Source organism: Nocardia sp. NPDC049935, from assembly GCF_055586645.1.
Window position 1 is genome coordinate 793,692 of record NZ_JBVJHV010000001.1, and the last position, 20,696, is coordinate 814,387.

The 20,696-nt window shown below is 68.0% G+C and carries 22 protein-coding genes; 13 read left to right on the forward strand and 9 right to left on the reverse strand.

Features of this window, described 5'->3' with window-relative positions:
- Positions 1-56: 56 nt before the first annotated feature.
- The gene (locus tag ACZ6SF_RS03730; protein ID WP_449998842.1) at positions 57-437 is read right to left on the reverse strand and encodes an NADH-quinone oxidoreductase subunit A; all 381 of its coding nucleotides are present in this window, start codon (positions 435-437) and stop codon (positions 57-59) included.
- A 281-nt stretch (positions 438-718) separates the two neighbouring features.
- Positions 719-1,129, reverse strand: a complete 411-nt coding sequence (locus ACZ6SF_RS03735; RefSeq protein WP_466060430.1) for an Rv3143 family two-component system response regulator — start codon at positions 1,127-1,129, stop codon at positions 719-721.
- Positions 1,130-1,211: 82 nt separating this feature from the next.
- Between ACZ6SF_RS03735 and ACZ6SF_RS03740 the strand changes: the two genes are divergently transcribed.
- Positions 1,212-1,616 (forward strand): NUDIX hydrolase, encoded by a 405-nt coding sequence (locus ACZ6SF_RS03740; protein ID WP_466060431.1) that lies wholly within the window; start codon positions 1,212-1,214, stop codon positions 1,614-1,616.
- A gap of 37 nt (positions 1,617-1,653) precedes the next feature.
- Here ACZ6SF_RS03740 and ACZ6SF_RS03745 read toward each other — a convergent pair whose 3' ends face one another.
- Genes ACZ6SF_RS03745 through ACZ6SF_RS03760 form a run of 4 tightly spaced genes read right to left on the reverse strand, consistent with a single transcriptional unit; the run spans position 1,654 to position 5,450 of the window.
- Positions 1,654-2,244 (reverse strand): GTP-binding protein, encoded by a 591-nt coding sequence (locus ACZ6SF_RS03745; protein WP_466060432.1) that lies wholly within the window; start codon positions 2,242-2,244, stop codon positions 1,654-1,656.
- A gap of 10 nt (positions 2,245-2,254) precedes the next feature.
- Positions 2,255-2,629, reverse strand: coding sequence for a DUF742 domain-containing protein (locus ACZ6SF_RS03750; RefSeq protein WP_449998847.1), 375 nt, complete (start codon positions 2,627-2,629; stop codon positions 2,255-2,257).
- Positions 2,630-2,645: 16 nt separating this feature from the next.
- A complete protein-coding gene (locus ACZ6SF_RS03755; protein WP_357427986.1) occupies positions 2,646-3,065 on the reverse strand; it encodes a roadblock/LC7 domain-containing protein in 420 nt (139 codons plus the stop codon).
- The gene (locus ACZ6SF_RS03760) at positions 3,066-5,450 is read right to left on the reverse strand and encodes a sensor histidine kinase (RefSeq protein WP_466060433.1); all 2,385 of its coding nucleotides are present in this window, start codon (positions 5,448-5,450) and stop codon (positions 3,066-3,068) included.
- Between the two features lie 166 nt (positions 5,451-5,616).
- Here ACZ6SF_RS03760 and ACZ6SF_RS03765 point away from each other — a divergent pair, with 166 nt between their 5' ends.
- Positions 5,617-7,170, forward strand: a complete 1,554-nt coding sequence (locus tag ACZ6SF_RS03765) for a succinic semialdehyde dehydrogenase (protein ID WP_466060434.1) — start codon at positions 5,617-5,619, stop codon at positions 7,168-7,170.
- Positions 7,171-7,182: 12 nt separating this feature from the next.
- On the opposite strand, the gene ACZ6SF_RS03770 is transcribed toward ACZ6SF_RS03765, so the two are convergent.
- Positions 7,183-7,593, reverse strand: coding sequence for a DUF779 domain-containing protein (locus ACZ6SF_RS03770; RefSeq protein ID WP_466060435.1), 411 nt, complete (start codon positions 7,591-7,593; stop codon positions 7,183-7,185).
- A 309-nt stretch (positions 7,594-7,902) separates the two neighbouring features.
- The gene (locus tag ACZ6SF_RS03775; RefSeq protein WP_466060436.1) at positions 7,903-8,211 is read right to left on the reverse strand and encodes a hypothetical protein; all 309 of its coding nucleotides are present in this window, start codon (positions 8,209-8,211) and stop codon (positions 7,903-7,905) included.
- Between the two features lie 139 nt (positions 8,212-8,350).
- Here ACZ6SF_RS03775 and ACZ6SF_RS03780 point away from each other — a divergent pair, with 139 nt between their 5' ends.
- From ACZ6SF_RS03780 to thpD, 11 genes are all read left to right on the forward strand, one after another.
- On the forward strand, positions 8,351-9,232 hold the full coding sequence (locus ACZ6SF_RS03780) for a TIGR03621 family F420-dependent LLM class oxidoreductase (RefSeq protein ID WP_466060437.1): 882 nt from the start codon (positions 8,351-8,353) through the stop codon (positions 9,230-9,232).
- Positions 9,233-9,459: 227 nt separating this feature from the next.
- Positions 9,460-11,001 (forward strand): flavin-containing monooxygenase, encoded by a 1,542-nt coding sequence (locus tag ACZ6SF_RS03785; protein ID WP_466060438.1) that lies wholly within the window; start codon positions 9,460-9,462, stop codon positions 10,999-11,001.
- Positions 11,002-11,051: 50 nt separating this feature from the next.
- A complete protein-coding gene (locus ACZ6SF_RS03790) occupies positions 11,052-12,425 on the forward strand; it encodes an FAD-dependent oxidoreductase (RefSeq protein ID WP_466060439.1) in 1,374 nt (457 codons plus the stop codon).
- A 132-nt stretch (positions 12,426-12,557) separates the two neighbouring features.
- Positions 12,558-13,667, forward strand: coding sequence for a PP2C family protein-serine/threonine phosphatase (locus ACZ6SF_RS03795; RefSeq protein WP_466060440.1), 1,110 nt, complete (start codon positions 12,558-12,560; stop codon positions 13,665-13,667).
- A 214-nt stretch (positions 13,668-13,881) separates the two neighbouring features.
- On the forward strand, positions 13,882-14,187 hold the full coding sequence (locus ACZ6SF_RS03800) for a hypothetical protein (protein WP_466060441.1): 306 nt from the start codon (positions 13,882-13,884) through the stop codon (positions 14,185-14,187).
- A 161-nt stretch (positions 14,188-14,348) separates the two neighbouring features.
- The gene (locus tag ACZ6SF_RS03805) at positions 14,349-15,059 is read left to right on the forward strand and encodes a response regulator transcription factor (protein ID WP_466060442.1); all 711 of its coding nucleotides are present in this window, start codon (positions 14,349-14,351) and stop codon (positions 15,057-15,059) included.
- 3 nt (positions 15,060-15,062) lie between these two features.
- On the forward strand, positions 15,063-16,160 hold the full coding sequence (locus ACZ6SF_RS03810; protein WP_466060443.1) for a sensor histidine kinase: 1,098 nt from the start codon (positions 15,063-15,065) through the stop codon (positions 16,158-16,160).
- Between the two features lie 72 nt (positions 16,161-16,232).
- Complete coding sequence (gene ectA, locus ACZ6SF_RS03815) at positions 16,233-16,844, forward strand: diaminobutyrate acetyltransferase (protein WP_466060444.1); 612 nt, start codon at positions 16,233-16,235, stop codon at positions 16,842-16,844.
- Between the two features lies 1 nt (position 16,845).
- Positions 16,846-18,105: a diaminobutyrate--2-oxoglutarate transaminase gene (ectB, locus tag ACZ6SF_RS03820; protein ID WP_466060445.1), complete on the forward strand. Its 1,260-nt coding sequence runs from the start codon at positions 16,846-16,848 to the stop codon at positions 18,103-18,105.
- Between the two features lie 15 nt (positions 18,106-18,120).
- The gene (locus ACZ6SF_RS03825) at positions 18,121-18,516 is read left to right on the forward strand and encodes an ectoine synthase (protein ID WP_466060446.1); all 396 of its coding nucleotides are present in this window, start codon (positions 18,121-18,123) and stop codon (positions 18,514-18,516) included.
- Between the two features lie 18 nt (positions 18,517-18,534).
- Entirely contained in the window at positions 18,535-19,404 is an 870-nt protein-coding gene (gene thpD, locus ACZ6SF_RS03830) for an ectoine hydroxylase (protein ID WP_466060447.1), read from the forward strand.
- A 65-nt stretch (positions 19,405-19,469) separates the two neighbouring features.
- Here thpD and erm read toward each other — a convergent pair whose 3' ends face one another.
- Positions 19,470-20,324: a 23S ribosomal RNA methyltransferase Erm gene (gene erm, locus ACZ6SF_RS03835; protein WP_466060448.1), complete on the reverse strand. Its 855-nt coding sequence runs from the start codon at positions 20,322-20,324 to the stop codon at positions 19,470-19,472.
- Positions 20,325-20,696 lie beyond the last annotated feature (372 nt).

Below are 20,696 nucleotides of genomic sequence, written 5' to 3' on the forward strand. Positions count from 1 at the left end.
TCCCTGGGTCTAGTACCGGCGCCCCGGCGCCGGTACGGCTGATCGGAGGTTCGCGGCTAGTCCCAGCTCAGGCCGCCGCGCCGCCATTCGTAGGCGTAGGCGACCGAGACGTTGACGATGAACAGCGCCATCGCCACCAGGCCGAACACCCCGAGCGCATCGATATGGACCGCCCACGGGTAGAGGAACACGATCTCGATATCGAAGATGATGAACAGCATCGCGGTGAGGTAGTACTTCACCGGGAAGCGTTGTCCGGTAATACTTCCCGCGCCGCCGGCGGTCGCATGCGGAGTCGGCTCGATACCGCATTCGTAGGCCTGTAGCTTGGCGCGGTTGTAGCGTTTGGGGCCGATGAGGCCGGCGATCAGGATCGAGATCACCGCGAACGCGGCGCCTACCGCGCCGAGAACCAGTATCGGCAGTTCGGTGTTCACGACTGCGCTTCCCCTCCTTGCGAACTGGAATCCCGCGGTGGTGCCGCCGGATTCCGCGAACGGGGCCGGGCGGTCGATGGGTACGGCCCGCGCCGCCGGAACGTCCCCGTGATCCGAGATCGGCCGGGGGAGTATTCGCCGCCGCGGGTTATATGTCATCTCCCGCGCTCATGTGAGCTACAGCACAGCCTACAACTGTTACGCCTGGGCCAACGCGGATTTACGGGCCGCTTTGATCGAATTCGGGACTGAGATTTATGAGCGAATGAACGTAATCGAACTCAGGCCACCGGGCGGCGGCGCAGCACCTCGACCACGATCTCGGTGAGCCGCAACGGGTCGATCGGATGCGCGGCGACAGCCTCGGCGCGCGACCAGTTCGCCAGCCAGGCGTCATCGGCGCGGCCGGTGAGCACGATCAGCGGCGGGCAGCCGGCGATCTCGTCCTTGAGTTGTTTGGCCAGGCCCATTCCGCCGACCGGGGCGGATTCGCCGTCCAGGACGGCGAGATCGGCGGCGCCGGCGTCCATCCGTTCCAATACCACCGGGGCGGTGGCCACTTCGAGGTACTCGAGCGGTGGTAGGTCGGGGTGCGGACGGCGACCCAGCGCCGACATCACCTGGTTCCGGGTGTCGGCGTCGTTGCTGTAAACCAGGACCCGCAGCGCGGCGGGAGGATTCGCATCGGCCACGTCCGCATGGTACGTCCGCGCGCGTGTTCTCGGTGGCACCTTGGCCGAGAAGGGTCCGTGACCGGGCCGGTACGATGCCGGCGTGACGGAGGAGACGGTCGGCGAACTCATCGATACGGTCGCCTGGGTGCTGATCGTGGAGGGACGGATCCTGTGCGCCCGGCCGCGGGACAAGGACGTGTTCTTCATTCCGGGCGGGAAGCGCGAACCCGGGGAGAGCGATAGGCAGACCCTGCTGCGGGAGGTCGCCGAGGAACTCACCGTCGCGCTGGTTCCGGGGACCGTGGAACATGTGGGCGTCTACGAAGCGGTGGACGGCGCGGCGCTGGTCCGGATGAGCTGCTACCGGGCGGACTACCGGGGAACGCTCGCCGCGAGCAGCGAGATCGCCGAACTGGCGTGGTTCGGCTACGCCGACCGGCCGCGGGTGCCGCCGGTGGACCGGCTGCTGTTCGACGAACTGCACGCCGCCGGACTACTGCCCTGAGTGCCGCGGCGGGGCCGGGGACCGGCCCCGCCGGCGATCAGCTCTGCTTGGTGGTGAGATTCGGCCGGGTCGCCCGGTCGATGAGATGCTCGATCAGGCTGAGCAGCACATTCTTCGCCGAGACCCGATCGCGGGCGTCGCACAGCATCACCGGGATGGCCGCTTCCAGATCGAGCGCGTCGCGGACCTCGTCGATGGTGTAGCGCGGCGCGCCGTCGAAACAGTTCACCGCGATCAGGAAGGGCAGGCCGCGCCGCTCGAAATAATCGATGGCGGCGAAGGAGTTGCCCAGCCGGCGGGTATCGGCCAGCACCACGGCGCCGAGGGCGCCGCGGGCCAGTTCGTCCCACAGGAACCAGAAGCGGTCCTGTCCGGGTGTACCGAACAGGTACAGCACCAGATCCTTGTCGATCGTGATGCGGCCGAAGTCGAGTGCGACGGTGGTGGTCGTCTTGGATTCGACACCGGACAGATCGTCGATCCCCGTACTGAGTTCGGTGATCATCTCCTCGGTGCGCAGCGGCGGGATCTCACTGATCGAGGCCACCATGGTGGTCTTGCCGACGCCGAAACCACCGGCGATGAGGACCTTCACCGACGCAGCAAGAGCCGGTGCCCCGGGGTCCATCCGGGCAGGGTCAAATTTTTCGGATTCCATCCAGTACCGCTCGCAATATGTTGAAGTCGCCGGGACCGGACTCCATCTGCACCGGAGCCCGGAAGATCAGATGGCCGTCACCGATCAGATCTCCGACGAGAATCTTGGTCACCGCCAGCGGCAGTTTCAAGGCGGCTGCCACCTCCGCCACGGTTTGTGCTTCTGTGCACAGGTGCACGATATCGATGTACTCGGGTTCACTGCGGCGCAACGGCGGGGCTCCCCGGGCTTTGACCACGACCGTGAGCATATCCAGATCGTGGCCCGCGCCCATGGTGCGGCCCCGGGTGATGGCGTACGGACGCACCAGAGGTCCGGCGTCGTCGTCGTACCAGGGTTCCCGTGTACCGGTCATCGCGGTGCCGCTGTTCTCACGGTTGCGGTGTATCGGCCCCGGTTCCGCTGCGGGAACTGGTCGAGAGATGGCTGCCCACCCGCTGCACGGTCAGATTCATCTCGTAGGCGACCATGCCCAGGTTGGCGTCCGCGGCCGCCTGCACCGCGATGCAGGCGTTGTCGCCCGCGGAGGTGACGAACAGGACCGCCCGGTCGAGTTCGATCACCGCCTGCCGGACGTTCCCGCCTTCGAACCGGGCGCCCGCGCTGCGGGCCAGTCCGTGCAGGGTGGACGACATCGCCGCGAAGTGCTCGGCTTCGGTGCGATCCATTTTCGAGGAGTGGCCGAGCAGCATTCCGTCGGTGGACAGTACGACCGCCAGCCGGACCCCCGCGAGTCGCTCGACGAGGTCGTCGAGCAGCCAGTTCAGATCACCTTGAGTGGAAGTGGACACTTAGCCTTCCTGTTCATCCGGGGACGCGCCGTCCGACGTCGGGCTCCCGGAATCCGCGGCCGACAGGGGCCTGCGGCCCTGCCGGGTGCCGTTTTCGATCGCCGCCATCAGGTCTCGGGCCTGTTCGGCCGAGCGTGGCCGCGTCGTCGCGTCCTGCGTGGCTCCCGAATCTTCCGGTCGCGGTGCGACTTTAGCCTGCCTGGTACGGCGTGGTAAAGCCGGACGACCGTCGGCCAGCACTTCCGGTTCGGCGGCGGTCTCCGGGGCGCCCGCCGAAGGCGCCGCCGTATCGGCGGGATCGGCCGCCGGCGGCGTGCTCGGCGCTGCCGGTACGGGGGCGCCGAGGACCGGTCGTGGCCGGTCCTGGACCAGGGTCGCGGTGGCGACGGCCTCGCCGCCGGGCTCAGCGCCGTCCTCCGGGCCCGGCTGTACGGCCCGGGGCAGTCCGGTGAGCGGGGTGGTCTCCTCCGCGGGGTCGGTGAGCAGGCCCGCCGGGACGATGACGACCGCGCGTACGCCGCCGTACTCCGATTCCCACAGGCGGACCGAGATCCCGTGGCGGCCGGCCAGCTGCGCCACCACGAAGATGCCGAGGCGGGAATCGCTCTGCAGCGAGGCGACCTCGAAGTTCGGCGGGCTGTCGAGGAGGTCGTTGAGACGTTCGCGGGTGTCCTCGGGGATTCCCATGCCCTGGTCGGTGATCTCCACGGCCACGCCTTTACCGATCACCGAACCGGTGACCTGCACTCGCGACTGCGGCGGCGAGAACGAGGTGGCGTTGTCGACGAGTTCGGCGAGCAGATGGATCAGATCACCCACCGCGCTCCCGGCGACCCGCATTTCGGGCAGCCGGGCCAGGCGCACGCGGGTGTAGTCCTGGGTCTCGCCGACCGCGCTGCGCACCAGATCCACCAGGGGCACCGGAGCGCGCCACTGGCGGCCCGGTTTGCCGCCGCCGAGCACGGTGAGGTTCTCGGCGTTGCGGCGTTCACGGGTGGCGAGGTGGTCGAGTTTGAACAGGATGTCCAGCATCGCCGGATCCTCTTCGCGCCGTTCGGCCTCGTCCAGGATCTCCAGTTGTTTGTGGACGACGATCTGGCTGCGGTGCGCGATGTTCAGGAAGATCGACTTGACGCCCTCCTGGGTGCGGGCCTCGGTGACCGCGGCGGTGACCGCGACCGCGTGCGCGTGTTCGAAGGCGGTGGCCACCGCCCCCAGCTCGTCGTGCCCGAAGTCGAGTTTCGCGGCGGCCTCGGATTCGTCGATGTCCTCCCCGGACCGGAGCCGGGCGAGCATATCGGGCAGTCGTTCGTCGGCCAGGGCCAAGGTGTGGTCGCGCAACCGGACCAGGCGGTGGATGAAACGGTTGGCCAGCACCAGCGAGACGCCGAACGCCGCCGCCGAGATCACCAGTACGGCCAGTCCGATGAGCAGCGACTGGGTCGTGGTGCGTGCCGCCGCGTCCAGCGACGTCTGCTGCATGACCTGGTTCTGCTCGTCCCACAGTTCGAGCATTTCGTGATTGACGTGATCGGCGGCGGCCTGCCACGCCGCGAGCTGCGCCGGTGGCAGCGGAGCCGAACTCTCGCCGGACTCCGCGCCGGGCGTGCTGCGGGCGATGAGCGTGTTCTCGGTGCGCACCAGCTGCTGCCACTGGGGGCTGCTCAGGAGATTGCGCAGCCGTTCGGCGGGTTCGGCGTCGAGTTCGGCGGCCATCAGGGCCGTCTCGGTGTGGTAGAAGCCGGTCTGCTGGAAGTATTCCTCGGGCAGGGCGACCGGTTTTCCGGTGCGCAACGCCGCCCCGGCGAGCCCGTGGCTGCGGGAGGTCGCCTCGAGCAGATGCATGATGCGGGTGGACAGGGCGAGCTGGGTGGCCGCTTCCGCGTCGGGCGCGAAGGAACGCGAGAGATGCGCGCCCACGGCCAGCGCGTCCAAGAGGCGCGCGTAGAAGGTGTAGGCGTCGCCGGGGGACACCGTCCGGGCGTCGACCGCGGTGCGGATGTTGCCGAGTTGCTGGATGAGCGTGGTGAAGGATCCGACATCGTCGGAGATCTCGTCCGGTTGCAGATCGCGTAGCCGTTGGGCCGAATCGACCAGGCCGCGCAGGGCCTGCTCGCTGTTGGGCCGAACGGCGGCCAGGGCGGCGGCGGCCTCCGGATCACCCGATAAGTAGGTGAGCGTCAGGCGACGTTCGTTCTGGACGATCTCGTACACCGTGCGGGTGGGTCCGGAGGCTTCCCGCATCGCTTCGGTCACCTGGCGGTCGTGCTGTCCCTGGTCGATCAGATAGCCCGTCGCACCCACACCGACCACCAACAGGGTCAGGCTCGGGATGAGTGCGATGGCCAGGATCCGGGCGCGGACACCGAGCCTCGCTCTGAACATCGCCACAAAGTAGCCGTTCAGAGCTCGAAGTGCACATCGAATCCCATTGAACAGGACTCCTTTTGACACCGAGTCGGGAATGTGACGCGCGATGGGTGCCGAGCGGCGGCGCCGATGGGTAGATTCTCTTCCGACCTCGGATTTCGCCGATAGGTAGGAGGTATCGATGCCGGTCCCGGACACCGCCGTATTCGATCGACTGTCCGCCCTGGCCGCGATCGACGATCCCGGCGCCGGGCCCGCCGCCGAACTCGCCGAGGTCTTCACCGGCCGGCCTCTGGGCACCATACCGGTCGGGACGGCCGAGGATGTCGCCGCCGCCGTCGGCCGGGCCCGCGCCGCGTGGCCGCAGTGGGCCGCGCGGCCGGTGAGTGAGCGGGCCCGGGTACTGCACCGTTTCCGGGCCTCGGTCGTCGAGCACCGTGCCGCCCTGATGGATGTGATCCAGGCCGAAACCGGAAAGGCGCGCTGGGCGGCTCAGGAGGAGGTCATGGGGCTGGTGTTCGCCGCGCGCTATTACGCGCGGATCGCACCGCCGCTCCTGGCGGAGCAGCGGGTGCCCGGTGCGTTCCCGGTCGTGAACCGGGCGACGGTGGGCGCACGCCCGGTGGGGGTGGTCGCGGTGATCGCACCGTGGAACTACCCGCTGGTGCTCTCGCTGGGGGATGCGATACCGGCGCTGCTGGCGGGGAACGCCGTGGTGCTGAAACCGGACAGCCGGACCCCGTTCTCCGCGCTGGCCGGCGCCGATCTGCTCTATCGGGCGGGGCTGCCGCGAGATCTGCTGGCGGTGGTGCCCGGCCCGGGTGCGGTGGTCGGTTCGGCGATGGCGGACACCTGCGATTATCTGATGTTCACCGGGTCTTCGGCCACCGGTCGTACGCTCGCCCGCCGGTGCGGTGACCGGCTGATCGGATTCTCCGCCGAACTGGGCGGCAAGAACCCGATGATCGTCACAGAGGATGCGAATATCGCGCGCGCCGCCCGCGCGGCGGTCCGAGCCTGTTTCTCCAACGCCGGGCAGCTGTGTATCTCCATCGAACGTATCTATGTGCAGCGCGCGATCGCCGAGGAATTCACCGCGGCTTTCGCGGCCGCGGTGGAATCGGCGAAACTGGGTGCCGTCTATGACAATTCGGCCGATATCGGATCATTGATCTCCGAGGACCAACTGCGGACGGTGAGCGGTCACCTCGCCGACGCGGTGGAGCGGGGCGCCCGGATCCGGACCGGTGGCAGGCCACGGCCCGATATCGGGCCGCTGTTCTTCGAACCGACCGTGCTCACCGGGGTGACCGACGAGATGGTCTGTGGACGGACGGAGACCTTCGGGCCGCTGGTGGCGGTGTATCCCGTGGATACGGTGGACGAGGCGGTGGCCGCCGCCAACGACAGCGACTACGGGCTGAACGCCAGTGTCTGGGCGGGTAGCCCGGCCGAAGGTGAGCGGATCGCGCGCCGCCTGCGCACCGGAACCGTCTGTGTGAACGAGGGCTACGCCCCGGCGTGGGGCAGTACGGCCGCGCCGATGGGCGGAATGGGGCAGTCCGGGGTGGGGCGGCGGCACGGACCGAACGGACTGCTGAAGTTCACCGAGCCCCAGTCGGTGGTGACCACTCGTTTCCTGAATCTCGACCCGCCGCCGCTGATCCCGCGGGATCTCTGGCAGCGGATCCTGATGGGTATCACGCGCGGTCTGCGGTTCTGGCCGGGCCGCTGAGCGCGGCCGGGGTCAGCTTCCGGCGCCGCGGCCGCGGCGCCGGGCGTCGAGGGCCGCGGTTTCGGTGGCGCTGAGCCGGCGGGCCCGGAGCAGGAAGGTCGCCGAGGGCCCCGGCACCGCGCCGCCGGCGTCACCGGCCGGGGCGGGGCCGAGGTCGGGGGGAACATCGACGGTGAGATGTTCGCGGTGGAAGCGGGTATAGGCCTGTTCGCTCATCCACAGTTCGGTATGCCAGGCGAGACGCCCGAACAGGGTATCGCCCTCGGCGGCGCGGAAATCGCGGATCGGCAGCCATTTCGGGCTCGGATCACCGGGGCCGTGGTGGGGCAGATAGAGCAGGATCGGGCCGTGGTGCTCGATCAACTCGCGTAACGCGTTGCGGGCCCGATCGGTGACCGCGACCCGGTCGCTGCGATAGGCCATCAGCAACCCCGTGCCGGGCCGCGGTCGCCCGCCGGCAGCAACGAACAGATCCGATGAGACATCTCGCTCCCTCGCCCTCGGTATACCGTGCGGCGCCCGCCGCGGCGCCCGGTTTCCGGTCTGCCGCGGCCCCGGTGTCCGGGTGGCTTCGTCGCCGGCATTCTTGCGAACACATTCTTGCGTATTGGGATCGCGGGAGCGAGAGGGTGGCGTGCGACCGGTGAAAAGCGTTGTGGTATATGAACGAAGCGCGCCGCCCCGGTGTTCCCGGCGACGGTCCCGCCGCCGGGAGCCGCGCGTCATCGCTTACTACTTCCGGATGAAGATTCCGGCGATATCGGCGCGTTCGATCGGAGTGTCGGCATTGGCCTGCACACTGCACAGGCCGTCCACCGCGGCCATCGACAGATCCACATTGGTCCCGGTGGGTTCGCGGCCGAGCTGTTCCTCGAGGAACTTCGTGATGGTGACCCGCTTGGTCTTCTGATCCTGCTGAACGTATTCGCGGCACGGGGTGTCGCCACCCTTGTTGAGCGCCTGTTCGATCTCGGTACAACCGGCCAGTGCCAGCGCGGCGGCCGCGATCATCAGGCCGGTCCGGGCTTTCGTGGCGTTCATGATGTTCCTCCTGGTCGGCTCGGGGGGCGCGGCGCCCACCCGGCGCGAACCACTGTATGGGCAGCGGCCGCGCCGGTGCGCCCTGCCCGGCCGGTATTCCCGTTCTGCGCGGTCGCTATCGGCGGGGTATGCAGGAGAGGTGACATCACCAGGTGAATTCCGCTTCGGCGTCAATATGACGGTCCCGCAGTCCCGCGACGACTGGGTGCGCAAATGTCGCCGCGCCGAGGAACTCGGATACGACGTCATCGGTGTGGCCGACCATCTCGGCCTCGTACCGCCGTTTCCCGCGCTGGTGCTGGCTGCGGAGAACACCGAGCGGGTGCGGTTGAACACCTTCGTGCTCAACGCGGGTTTCTACAACCCCGTTCTGCTCGCCCGCGAGGTCGCCGGTACCGACCGTTTCGTCGCCGGACGGCTGGAACTGGGGCTGGGAGCAGGGTATGTCCGGGAGGAGTTCGACACCGCGGGGATACCGTTCGGCACCGGCGGCCGGCGGGTGACACATCTCGAGGAGACCGTGCGGACCTTGCGTACCACGCTGGCGGACCCGGAGTACCGGCCGAGCCCGGCGCAATCCGGTGGGCCGCCGCTGCTCATCGCGGGCTGGGGGGATCGGGTGCTGACCCTGGCCGCCCGCTATGCGGCCGTGGTGGGTTTCACCGGTGCCGCCACCACCGGGTCGGGTGCTCTGCGCCTGGCCGGGCCCGAGGCGATCGACGAGCGGGTGGCCTTCGTGCGCGCGGCGCTGGGGGACCGGGCTCCGGAGGTGGAGTTGAACGTGCTCGTGCAGACCGTGGTGCCGCCCCAGGGGCGCGCGGAGTTCCTGGACAGGTACCGGTCCGTAGTGGAACCGGAGGTGCTCGCGGCCGTCGACGAGTTGCCCACCGTCCTGATCGGCAGCGCCCCGGAGATCGCCCGGCGGCTGCGGGACCACCGCGAACGGTTCGGTTTCGGGTACATCACCGTCCTCGAATCCGATCTGGAGACGTTCGCCGAGGTGATCGCGGAGCTGCGGTGAGGTTCCCGACGCCCCGCGGAGTCGGATCGGGACCGGCCGTGGGGTTGAACGATGCTTCGGGTGCGCGCACGATCGAGTCTGTAACCGGGCTCGCCGGCGATTTCGCGGGACCCGGTCGTGGACGGCCGTGGCTCGCGACAGTGTCAGGTACTCTCGGTTACACATAAGGGTTCGTTTGTCGTGATTCCCGGCGACGGCCCCGGGCACGAGAGCAGACGAGGAACGCAATGACGCGGCATGTCGACGTACTGATCATCGGGGCCGGCCTGTCCGGTATCGATGTGGCCTGCCACCTGGAGAAAGAGAACACCGGGCGCAGCTACGCGATCCTGGAGCGCCGGACCGCCATCGGCGGCACCTGGGATCTGTTCCGCTATCCCGGGATCCGGTCCGACTCCGATATGTACTCCTTCGGGTACGGCTTCCGTCCCTGGCGCGGGACGAAAATGCTCGCCGACGGCGCCTCCATCCGGCGCTATATCGAGGAGACCGCCGACGAATACGGCGTCACGTCGAATATCCGCTTCGGCCGCAAGGTCGTCTCGGCGAGCTGGTCGACCCCGGACAACCGGTGGTCGGTACGGGTGCTCGAGGAGGCCACCGGCGCCGAGGAGATCTGGACCGCGACGTTCCTGGTCGGTTGTACGGGTTACTACGACTACGACAGCGGCTACCGGCCCGAATTCCCCGGCGAGCAGGACTTCGCCGGGCAGATCGTGCACCCGCAGCACTGGCCAGAGGATCTGGACTACCACGGAAAGAAGGTCGTGGTGATCGGGAGCGGCGCCACCGCCATCACGCTGGTGCCGTCCATGGTCGACGACGCCGAGCACGTGACCATGCTGCAGCGCTCGCCGACCTATATCGCCTCCATTCCCGCCGACGACCCGGTCGCGGTGGGGCTGACGAAGGTCGGGTCCCCGGCCGGTCTCACCTACCAGGTGGGCCGGGCCCGCAATATCGCGGTCCAGCAGGCCAGCTACCAGCTGTCGCGTAAACAGCCGAAACTCGCGCGCAGGCTCTTCCTGAACTGGGTGCGCGCCGCGATCGGCCCCGGCGTGGATATGCGGCATTTCAGCCCGTCCTACGCGCCGTGGGACCAGCGGTTGTGCGTGGTGCCCGGTGGCGACCTGTTCAAGGCGCTGCGCCGCGGCCGGGCCTCGGTGGTGACCGATACGATCGACACCTTCACCGAGAAGGGCGTACGTGTCGGTTCGGGGGAGGAGATCGAGGCCGATATCGTCGTGACCGCGACCGGTCTCAGGATCCAGATCCTGGGCGGCGCCGTGCTCGAGGTGGACGGCGAACCGGTCGCGACCAGGGACCGTGTGATGTACAAGGGATCACTGCTCGACGGAGTTCCCAACGCGCTGATGGTGCTCGGCTACACGAACGCCTCGTGGACACTGAAGGCCGACCTCGCCGCCGAATACTTCTGCCGGGTGCTCGACCGTATGCGTGACAAGGGATACACCCGGTTCGAAGTGCATGCCGGGCCCGAGGACCGGTCCGAGATGTCGGTGATGGGTGGGGCATTGAGTTCCGGCTATATCCGGCGTGGTGACGCGGTGATGCCGCGGCAGGGCACCGGCGGGCCCTGGAAAGTGGTGAACAGCTACTTCCGGGATCGCGCCTACCTGCGCAAGAGCCCGATCGAGGACGGCATCCTGACCTTCACCGACAGCACCGGGACCCGCACCACCGGAACCCGCGGTTCCGCGCGGTCCGCGGTGGGGCGGCGGGCGGCGCTCGGGTCCGGTTCGGCCTGAGGGTATCGCCGGGCGCGGGCGGCGCGCCCGGCGCTGGGTAGGTTGGTCGTATGACCGATCGGTTGGTGATCGTCGGAGGTGACGCCACCGGAATGTCCGCGGCCGCACAGGCGCGGCGCTACCGGGCGGCGGGCGACCTCGAGATCGTGGCGTTCGAACGAGGCCATCACACCTCGTATTCCGCCTGCGGAATCCCGTACTGGGTGGGCGGGCAGGTCGCACACCGCGACGATCTGATCGCGCGTACCCCGGAGGAACATCGTGCCCGGGAGATCGATGTGCGATTGCGCCACGAGGTCGTCGAGCTCGATATCGCCGGGCGCCGGGTCCGCAGCCACGACGCGGCCACCGGAGCCGAAACCTGGACCGGGTACGACGCCCTCGTCCTGGCGACGGGCGCCCGCCCGATCCGCCCGGACCTCCCGGGTATCGACGCGCCCGGTGTACACGGCGTGCAGACCCTGGACGACGGTGAGTCCCTCATCGCCACCCTGTCCGCCACCACGGGCCGGCGCGCGGTCGTGGTCGGTGCGGGCTATATCGGGGTCGAGATGGCAGAGGCACTGATCCGGCGGGGATTCGAGGTGACCGTCGTCCACCGTGGGACCGAACCGATGTCGACACTGGATGCCGATATGGGGTCGCTGGTGCGCGGCGCCCTGTGCGGGCTGGGGGTGACGGTGGTGGGTGACAGCGAGGTCCGGGAGATCCGCACCGGCGTCGACGGGCGGGTGTCCGGTGTGGTGGCCGGCGATACCGAGTACCCGGCCGATGTGGTGGTGCTGGGTATCGGCGTGGTTCCCGAAACCGGTCTCGCCGCCGCGGCCGGGCTCCCCCTCGGTGAACACGGCGGCCTGCTGACGGATTCGGCCCTGCGGGTCCGCGGCCACGAGAACATCTGGGCGGGTGGCGACTGCGTGGAGGTCCTGGATCTGGTCTCGGGAATGCGCCGCCATATTCCACTCGGCACCCATGCGAACAAGCACGGGCAGATCATCGGCGCCAATATCGGGGGCGGTTACGCCACCTTCCCCGGCGTGGTCGGTACCGCCGTCAGCAAGGTGTGTGACCTCGAGGTGGCCCGGACCGGGCTGCTCGAGAAGGACGCGCGCGCCGCGGGCCTGCAATACGTCACCGCCACCATCGAATCGACCGGCCGCGCAGGTTATTACCCGGACGCGGCTCCCATGACGGTGAAAATGCTCGCGGAACGCGGTACCGGCAGACTGCTCGGCGTGCAGATCGTGGGCCGGGAAGGCGCCGGAAAACGCGTCGATATCGCGGCGGTCGCACTGACCGCGCGGATGACCGTAACCCAGATGACGGCACTCGATCTCGGCTACGCCCCGCCGTTCTCGCCGGTCTGGGATCCGGTGCTGGTCGCGGCCCGTAAGGCAGTGCGCGCGGTGGAGGAGCGCGGTTGAACTCCCTCGCGCGCCTACCCCGTACTATCTTCCATCGTCAGTACGGAACGGGTCGGACGAAGGGGGCGGTGTGCGGGCCGGGGGTATCGGGATCGGGCAACACCGGGAGCTATTCATGAACAGGGCGGCAGGATGAACTCCGACGCGAACGCCGGGGGCGCCGACCCGGCCGACATCCTGGACGCGGTGACCGAACCGATGCCGAGAGTGCGGGAGACGACCGATACCCGGCGCCGTCTCGCGGCGGCCGAGGACACCGTTCCGCGGCAGGCGGTCGCCCCGGGCGTCCACCGCGTCGCGTTACCCGACGACGAGCTCGCCGAAGTCGTCTGTGTGCACTGCGGGACCCAGGGCCGCGGACCGCGCTGTTCGTCCTGTGAACGCCCGCACCGGGTCCAGGACCGTTTCGAGGCCGATCTGGGAGTGGCCGGCCTGGTCACCGACAGAGGGATCCTGCACGCGCGTAACGAGGACGCCGTGGCCGCCGCGGTGGTCCCCGACGACGACGGGCATCCGGAGACCCTCGTGCTGGTGGTGTGTGACGGAGTGTCGTCCTCGCCGGACCCGCAGGCGGCCTCCGGCACCGCGGCGCGCACCGGTGTGGACGCGTGCCTGGCCGCGCTCGCCGGTGACCGGACGGCCGAGGAGGCCGCGGCCGCGGGGATGGCGGCCGCGTCGGAGGCGGTCCGCAATCTCGTCGGTCCGGACGGCGACGCGCCCTCCTGCACCTATGTCTCGGCGATCGTGCGTACCGAGGCGAGTGGACGCACCTCGGTGACCGTGTCCAATATCGGCGACAGCCGCGCCTACTGGCTGGCCGCCGGTGAACCGGCCCCCGAACAGCCGGCCCGGCCCGGGTACCCGGCCGCCCTCTCCGCCGCGCAGAAACTCACTGTCGACGATTCCTGGGCACAGACCTTGATCGAGGCGGGCGCGATGGACGAACAGGCGGCCATGGCCGATCCGCGAGCCCATACCCTGATGCGCTGGCTGGGTGCGGACGCGGGGCAGCATCCCTGGTCGGCGGACAGTATCCGCACGTATTACGTGGAAGCTCCCGGGCTCCTCCTGCTGTGCACCGACGGGCTGTGGAACTACCTGCCGGGCCCGGCGGATCTCGCCCGGCGCGCGCTCGGCGCGCCGACCGTGGACGCGGCGCGTGCGCTCGTCGATTACGCCGTGGTCTGCGGCGGCAGCGATAACATCACGGTCGCGCTGGCCCCGGTCTCCGGCGGTTCGTGAGCCGATCGCCGTCGGTGGCAACTTTCCGGCAATCGGTGGCCGTCGTCCGCGGTTCGCCGGTTCCGGCCGGTCCGCACGCTGTGGACACCGCGGATATCCGGTTGTCCGCTGTGTTTGCAAAAGTGCGAAGTCGGGTACAAATCCGGAAAGCCGGTGCCGACAACCGAGGTCGGCCCGGGTGAGCAGGTACGCACCTACCGCAAGGAGGTTCGTCATGAAGGGTGGCCTGTCCGCCGCTCCGGGAACAACCATGGTCACCACGAATCACGAGGTCATCCGACAGTGGGCTCAGCGGCGCGGTGCGAATCCGGCGACGATGCCCGGCGGCCGGTTCGACGGCGAGGTGGGCGTGCTGCGTCTGGATTTCCCGCACTACGGCGGTGCGGTCCTGCAACCGGTCAGCTGGAACGACTGGTTCGCGAGTTTCGACGCACGCAAACTGAGTTTCCGGTACCAGGAATTACGTGCGGACGGAACGCCGAGCAACTTCTTCCGTCTGGAAGATACGCACCATATCTGAACGTGAGGCATTTCACTTCGGGGGTTTACTTCACGTCCCTTCCGGCTATTCGTATAACCGAAAGGTTGCTCGAGTAAGCTGAGTAGCGGGCTGTCGCGTCGGTTTGGGGATGCGAGACCCGCGCCGCGGCACGCCACGTGCGTCTGCAAGGGAATGAAAATTTGAGCGCGAACCTGATGATCGTGGAAGACGACGACCGGGTCCGGGGTGCTCTGCGCCTGGCGATGGAAGACGAAGGCTACGACGTCGCGGAGGCCGAAGAAGCCGAGGCCGCGCTCACACACCTGCGCACGATCGGTGTGCCCGATGTGATGATCGTCGATCTGATGCTGGGCGGAATGGACGGGTTCACCTGCATCCGTGAGATCCGCCGGGAGCACGACGTACCGATCATCGTGGTCAGCGCCCGCGACGATACCCACGATGTGGTCGCCGCCCTCGAGGCGGGCGCCGACGATTTCGTCACCAAACCCTTCGAGATCAAGGAGATCACCGCGCGGATGCGGGCGCTGCGCCGCCGGGCGCGGTTGTCCGTGGAGCGTGAGGCTCCGATCGAAGTGGTCCTCGACGCCGATCCCGATGCCCCGCTGATCCTGTCCCCGGACGGGGGCGCGGTCCGGCGCGGCGACGAGGAGATCGGTCTCACCATCACCGAGTTCCGGCTGCTGTGCGAGCTCGCCGAGGCGCCGGGCCGGGTATTGAGCCGCGATGTCCTGCTCGAGCGGGTCTGGGACCGCGGGTTCTTCGGTGACGAGCGGATAGTCGATGTGCATATGCGCAGATTGCGAACCAAGATCGAGCGGGACCCCTCCGATCCGCAGATCGTGGTCACCGTCCGTGGCCTCGGTTACCGGCTGGACGTGCAGCGCTAACCGATGAACAGTGTCCAGAGCGCGACCCGGATCGGACCCGATCCGGGACGCTGGAGCCTGCGCAGCCGGGTCACGACCGCGTTCGCGGCGTCCTCCGGCCTGATGGCGCTGGTTCTGGTGCTCGCGGTGTTCGCCGTGGTCAGTGAGGAGAGCCGGACCTTCAGCGAACGCCTCCACCACCGGCCCGTGCTGCTGATCAGCTGTGCGGTGGCCGCGGCCCTGGTCGGCGCCGGAGTCGGGGTCTGGGTCGGCCGGCGGATGCTGAAACCGCTGCGCGATGTGGCCGAGGCCGCCGCGCTGATCGCCTCGGGAGAACTGGATACGCGGCTGCCCGACAGCAACGATCAGGACCTGGCGAGTACCGTGGCGTCCTTCAACAGAATGATCGACTCGCTACAGCGGCGCATCGATCGGGAACATCGCCTCTTCGGTGATGTGAGCCACGAGTTGCGCACCCCCCTGACCACCCTCACCACCGCGGTGGGTGTACTGAATCGGTACCGGGACGACTGTCCGCCGCGTTCGCGCCAGGCCCTGGATCTGGTGACCGCCGAGGTGGAACACCTCCGGCGGCTGCTCGACGACCTGCTGGCGCTGGCCCGGGTGGAAGCGGGTATGCACCACGGTGACGCGGACCCGGTATCGGTGGGTGATCTGCTCACGCACACCCTCGGCGACAGTCATCGGCCGGCCGGGTTGCTCACGGTGGACGACGAGGTCACCGTGCTCGGCCGCAAACTGGAACTGGAGCGTGCCGTGCTGAATCTGCTGAAGAACGCCGACCGGCACGGTGGCGGCGTGGTCGGGGTCACGGTGCGCCGCGACGGCCCGGACGCCGTGGTCGAGGTCGACGATGCCGGGCCCGGCGTGGCGGCCATCGACCGCGACCGGATCTTCGAACGTTTCGCGACCTCGCGCTCCGGGCGTCGTTCCGCCACCGGTGGGACGGGAATCGGCCTGGCGCTGGTCGCGGAAACTGTGGCGACCCACCGCGGCCGCGTGGAATGTGTCGAACGTCCCGGTGGTGGGGCCCGTTTCATCATCCGGCTTCCGGTTATACAAAGAGAGGAACGACGTCATACGCCTGTAACACGATCGTAAAGAACTCGACCAGGTCACCTCAAAGTTCGTTCGTAAGCCTGGGAAAGTACTGCAAGCAGACATCGGAGTTGTATGTCTTTACAAGCTGAGTCCACGCAGACCGCCGGCCACGCCGGCACCGACTCGACCCCTTCGTCCGCCGCGACCGATGCGGAGCCCGCCAGTACCGGCGTGGTGCTGCGCGCGCCGCGGATCGCCGACGCCGCGAGGTTGTGGCAGATCGCCGACGAGTCGCAGGTCCTGGATGTCAATTCGAGCTATGCCTATCTGCTGTGGTGCCGCGATTTCGCCACCACATCCGTGGTCGCCGAGAGCGACGGCCGCGTGGTCGGCTTCGTCACCGGCTACCTGAGACCCCAGGCGCCCGGCACCCTGTTCGTATGGCAGGTCGCCGTCGACGCCGACCAGCGTGGCCGGGGCACCGGCGTCGCCATGCTGGATTGGCTGGTATCCACCGTCACCGCGCCCGGCCATCCCGCCGGCGGCAGCGTCGACGCGCTGGAGACCACCGTTTCCCCCGATAACCCCGCCTCGATCGCCATGTTCTCGTCGCTGGCCCGCCGCCGCGGCGCCGATATGGTGCGCAGCGATCTGTTCGACCCGGATGTTTTCCCGGACAGTCACGCTGCCGAGGACCTCTACCACATTTCTCCGATCGCCCGTAAGAACGAAAGGGATCACTGAGATGATTACCCCCGAAACGACGATCTTCGATGAACTGGAATCCAATGTCCGCGGTTACTGCCGCTCCTGGCCGACGGTTTTCGAAACCGCTCAGGGCGCCTGGCTGCGTGATGAGAACGGCAAGGATTTCCTCGACTTCTTCGCCGGCGCGGGCGCGCTGAACTACGGCCACAACAACCCGCTGCTGAAGTCCGCGCTGGTGGACTACATCGCCGGTGACGGCATCACGCACGGCCTGGACATGTCCACGGTCGCCAAGCGCAAACTGCTGGAAACCGTCCGCGACACCCTGCTGGCCCCGCGTGGACTGAACTACAAGGTGCAGTTCCCCGGCCCGACCGGAGCCAACGCGGTCGAGGCCGCGCTGAAGCTGGCCCGCAAGGTGACCGGCCGGCAGACCATCCTGAGCTTCACGAACGCGTTCCACGGGATGACCCTGGGCGCGCTGTCGGTGACCGGTAACGCGATGAAGCGCGCCGGCGCCGGTGTGCCGCTCAACCACGCCACCCCGATGCCCTACGACGGCTACTTCGACGGCACCACCACCGACTTCCTGTGGATGGAACGGGTGCTCGACGATTCCTCGTCCGGTCTCGACCGCCCGGCCGCCGTCATCGTGGAAACCGTGCAGGGTGAGGGCGGTGTGAACCTGGCCCGTGACGAATGGCTACGCCACCTGGCCGCCCTGTGCTCCGAGCGCGGGATCCTGCTCATCGTCGACGATGTCCAGATGGGCTGCGGCCGTACCGGCCCGTTCTTCTCCTTCGAATCGGCCGGTATCACCCCCGATATCGTGACGCTGTCCAAGTCGATCGGCGGCTACGGCCTGCCGATGGCGCTGGTGCTGATGAAGCCGGAACACGATGTGTGGTCACCGGGCGAGCACAACGGCACCTTCCGCGGTAACAATCCGTCCTTCGTGACGGCGCAGGTGGCGATCGAGCACTATTGGTCCGATGATGTACTGGAGAAGTCCACCCTGGCCAAGGGTAAGCGGGTGGCCGCGGCGCTCAACGAGGTCGCCGTGGCCGTTCCGGGAGTCTCCACTCGCGGCCGTGGCCTGGTGCACGGGCTGGTCTTCGACGACGCCTCGCAGGCCGGAAAGGTATGCCAGGTCGCGTTCGACCGCGGTCTGCTCACCGAGACCTCGGGTGCGTCCGACGAAGTCGTGAAACTGCTGCCGCCGCTGACCATCGCCGACGACGAACTCGATCAGGGTCTGCACATTCTGAGCGACGCCGTCGAAACTGTTTGCAGCTGAAAGGATTAGCACCGAATGATCGTTCGCACCACCGAGGAAATCACCGGCACCTCCCGCGATGTGGGTGCCGAGGGCTGGCGGAGCAAGCGCATCGTGCTGGGCGGTGACAAGGTCGGGTTCTCGTTCCACGAGACCACGATCGAGCCCGGCACCACCCACGTCTTCCACTATCAGAACCATGTGGAAGCGGTCTGGCTGGTCGAGGGTGAAGGCACTCTCACCGACCTGACCAACGACCGCACCTACGACTTGGCCCCGGGCACCATGTATCTGCTCAACGGGCACGAGAAGCACGAGGTGCGGACACGGACACGGATGCGGATGCTGTGCGTGTTCAATCCTCCTGTCACGGGGCAGGAGGTGCACGACGAGAACGGCGTTTATCCGTTGATCGCCGTTCCGGCCGACTGAGAGGAAGGACGAACGACGTTGGTAGACAATCGGATCGATCGCTATCCGACCAGAATCGCGGAGCGCCTGCCGCTACAGGAGCGGCACGACGCAACTGTGTGGGGCCGGATCGGCAACGCGGAGCTGGCTGCGTTCGATACCGACGGTTTCGCAATGATGGATCGTTTGCTGGCCCCCGAGGAAGTGGCCGAGTACGCCGCCGAAATCGACAGGCTGGCAAGCGATCCCGCATTGCGGGGTGACGAACGGCTCATCGTCGAGAAATCGTCGCAGCAGGTGCGCTCGGTATTCGAGGTGCACAAGCTGAGCCCTGCGGTGGCGGAACTGGTGCGGGAATCCCGGGTGGTCGACCTGGCCCGGCAGGTACTGGGTTCGGATGTGTACATCCACCAGAGCCGGGTCAACTATCTGCCCGGATTCGGCGCCGGTTTCTACTGGCACTCCGACTTCGAGACCTGGCATGCCGAGGACGGTATGCCCTCGCCTCGGGCGGTGAGCCTGTCCATCGCGTTGACCGACAACTACCCGTACAACGGCAGCCTGATGGTCATGCCGGGGTCCCACCAGACGTACGTGCCCTGTCAGGGCGCGACACCCGCGGACCACTATCGGGAGTCACTGCGCGAGCAGGAGATAGGGGTGCCGAGCAAGGCCGACATCACGGATCTGGCCCATAAATACGGGATAACCCAGTTCACCGGTCCGGCCGGTTCGGCGCTGTTGTTCGACTCGAACATCATGCACGCGTCGGCGAACAACATCACGCCGTTCCCGCGGTCGAATATCTTCCTGGTGTTCAACAGTGTGGAGAACACCCTGGGAGAGCCGTTCGCCGCGCCGGAACGACGGCCGGCGTATATCGCCGATCGCGAATTCACGCCGGTGTAGAGCGGCGAGTCGCCCATGGCGACGGGGACGAACCTCGCGGGTTCGTCCCCGTCGTCGTGTCCGGGTCACCGGCGATGCCGTGCCACCTGTCGTAATCCGTGGTCCGGTTGCCCGCCGATACCGGCGTCGTACAGTGCGCGGAACACGATGAGCCAGGCATCCGGTGTCACGAACCCCACCGGGAGTTCGGCGGAGATTCCGGCCGCGGCGCAGGCGGCGGCCACCGCGCGGGCGGGGTGGCCGCGCCGCAGCGAGGCGGCGAACGACCCGCCGATACCCGAGAAACCCAGGTCGACCAGCGCCCGGTAGGGGGCGCGGGCGGATCTCGGAAGCAATGACTCGGTCCGGGGTGTGATCCGCAGCAGTGCCGCGTCGACCCGCGGCACCGGGAAGAATTCTCGCCGATCGAGGCGGAGCCCCAGGACGAATTCGGTATCCGGCCAGTGTGTCACGGTGAGTTTGGACCAGCGGCCGTAATCGCCGGTGTGCTTGCGGGCGAACTCGTACTGGGTGAGCAGTGTCGCGGAGGTGAGATGTCGTGCCGCGAGACACCATCGGACGATATCGGTGGTGACCGAGAAGGGGATGTTGGCGACCACCGCGAACGGCCGTTCCGGCGGGGTGGCCGAGCGGAAGTCGCTGTGCACCACGCGAAATCGCGGATCCCCGGCGAAGCGTACAGCGAGGTGCCGCGCGAAGTGGGAGTCCTTCTCGTAGGCGAGCACCCGCCCGGCCCGGCTCAGCAGCGGGCGGGTGAGCATCCCGTCGCCGGGCCCGATCTCCAGCACGAGATCGTCGCGTCCGATTCCGGAGGAACGAACGATGCGGCGGGCGGTGGCGGGATCGGTGAGAAAGTTCTGGGACAGCCGTTTACGGGTCGCGGTGACGCGGGCAGGCGAACGCCGGTCGTGGCGGGACATGGGAGCCTCCGGGAGGAGTGGGCCGAATCGAGGTATGTGATTCGCCCGGACCCATGCCGGGTGCAGGAACGGCGCCGAGGGCGTCCGATGGGTATCGCGAACGGGCAGGCCGGCCGGTTTCGGCGGTCCTGGCTACGACCGGGTGGGCCCCGAAAGGGGGACGACCGGGTTGTTCAGCGGAGTGTGGTGTGCACCGGCAGAGTCCGAGCTGCCGTGCGCAGGCGGATGTAGAACGCGCCGACCGCGCACACTCCGTTGATGCACAAAGTTCCCATGCGGGCGACTGTAGGCGCTGGCGGCGATCCGGTACAGCGAGTTTCCGGCCCGGGGACCCGGCGGGGATCGGCGGGAAACCGGTGTCGCCGCGGCCGG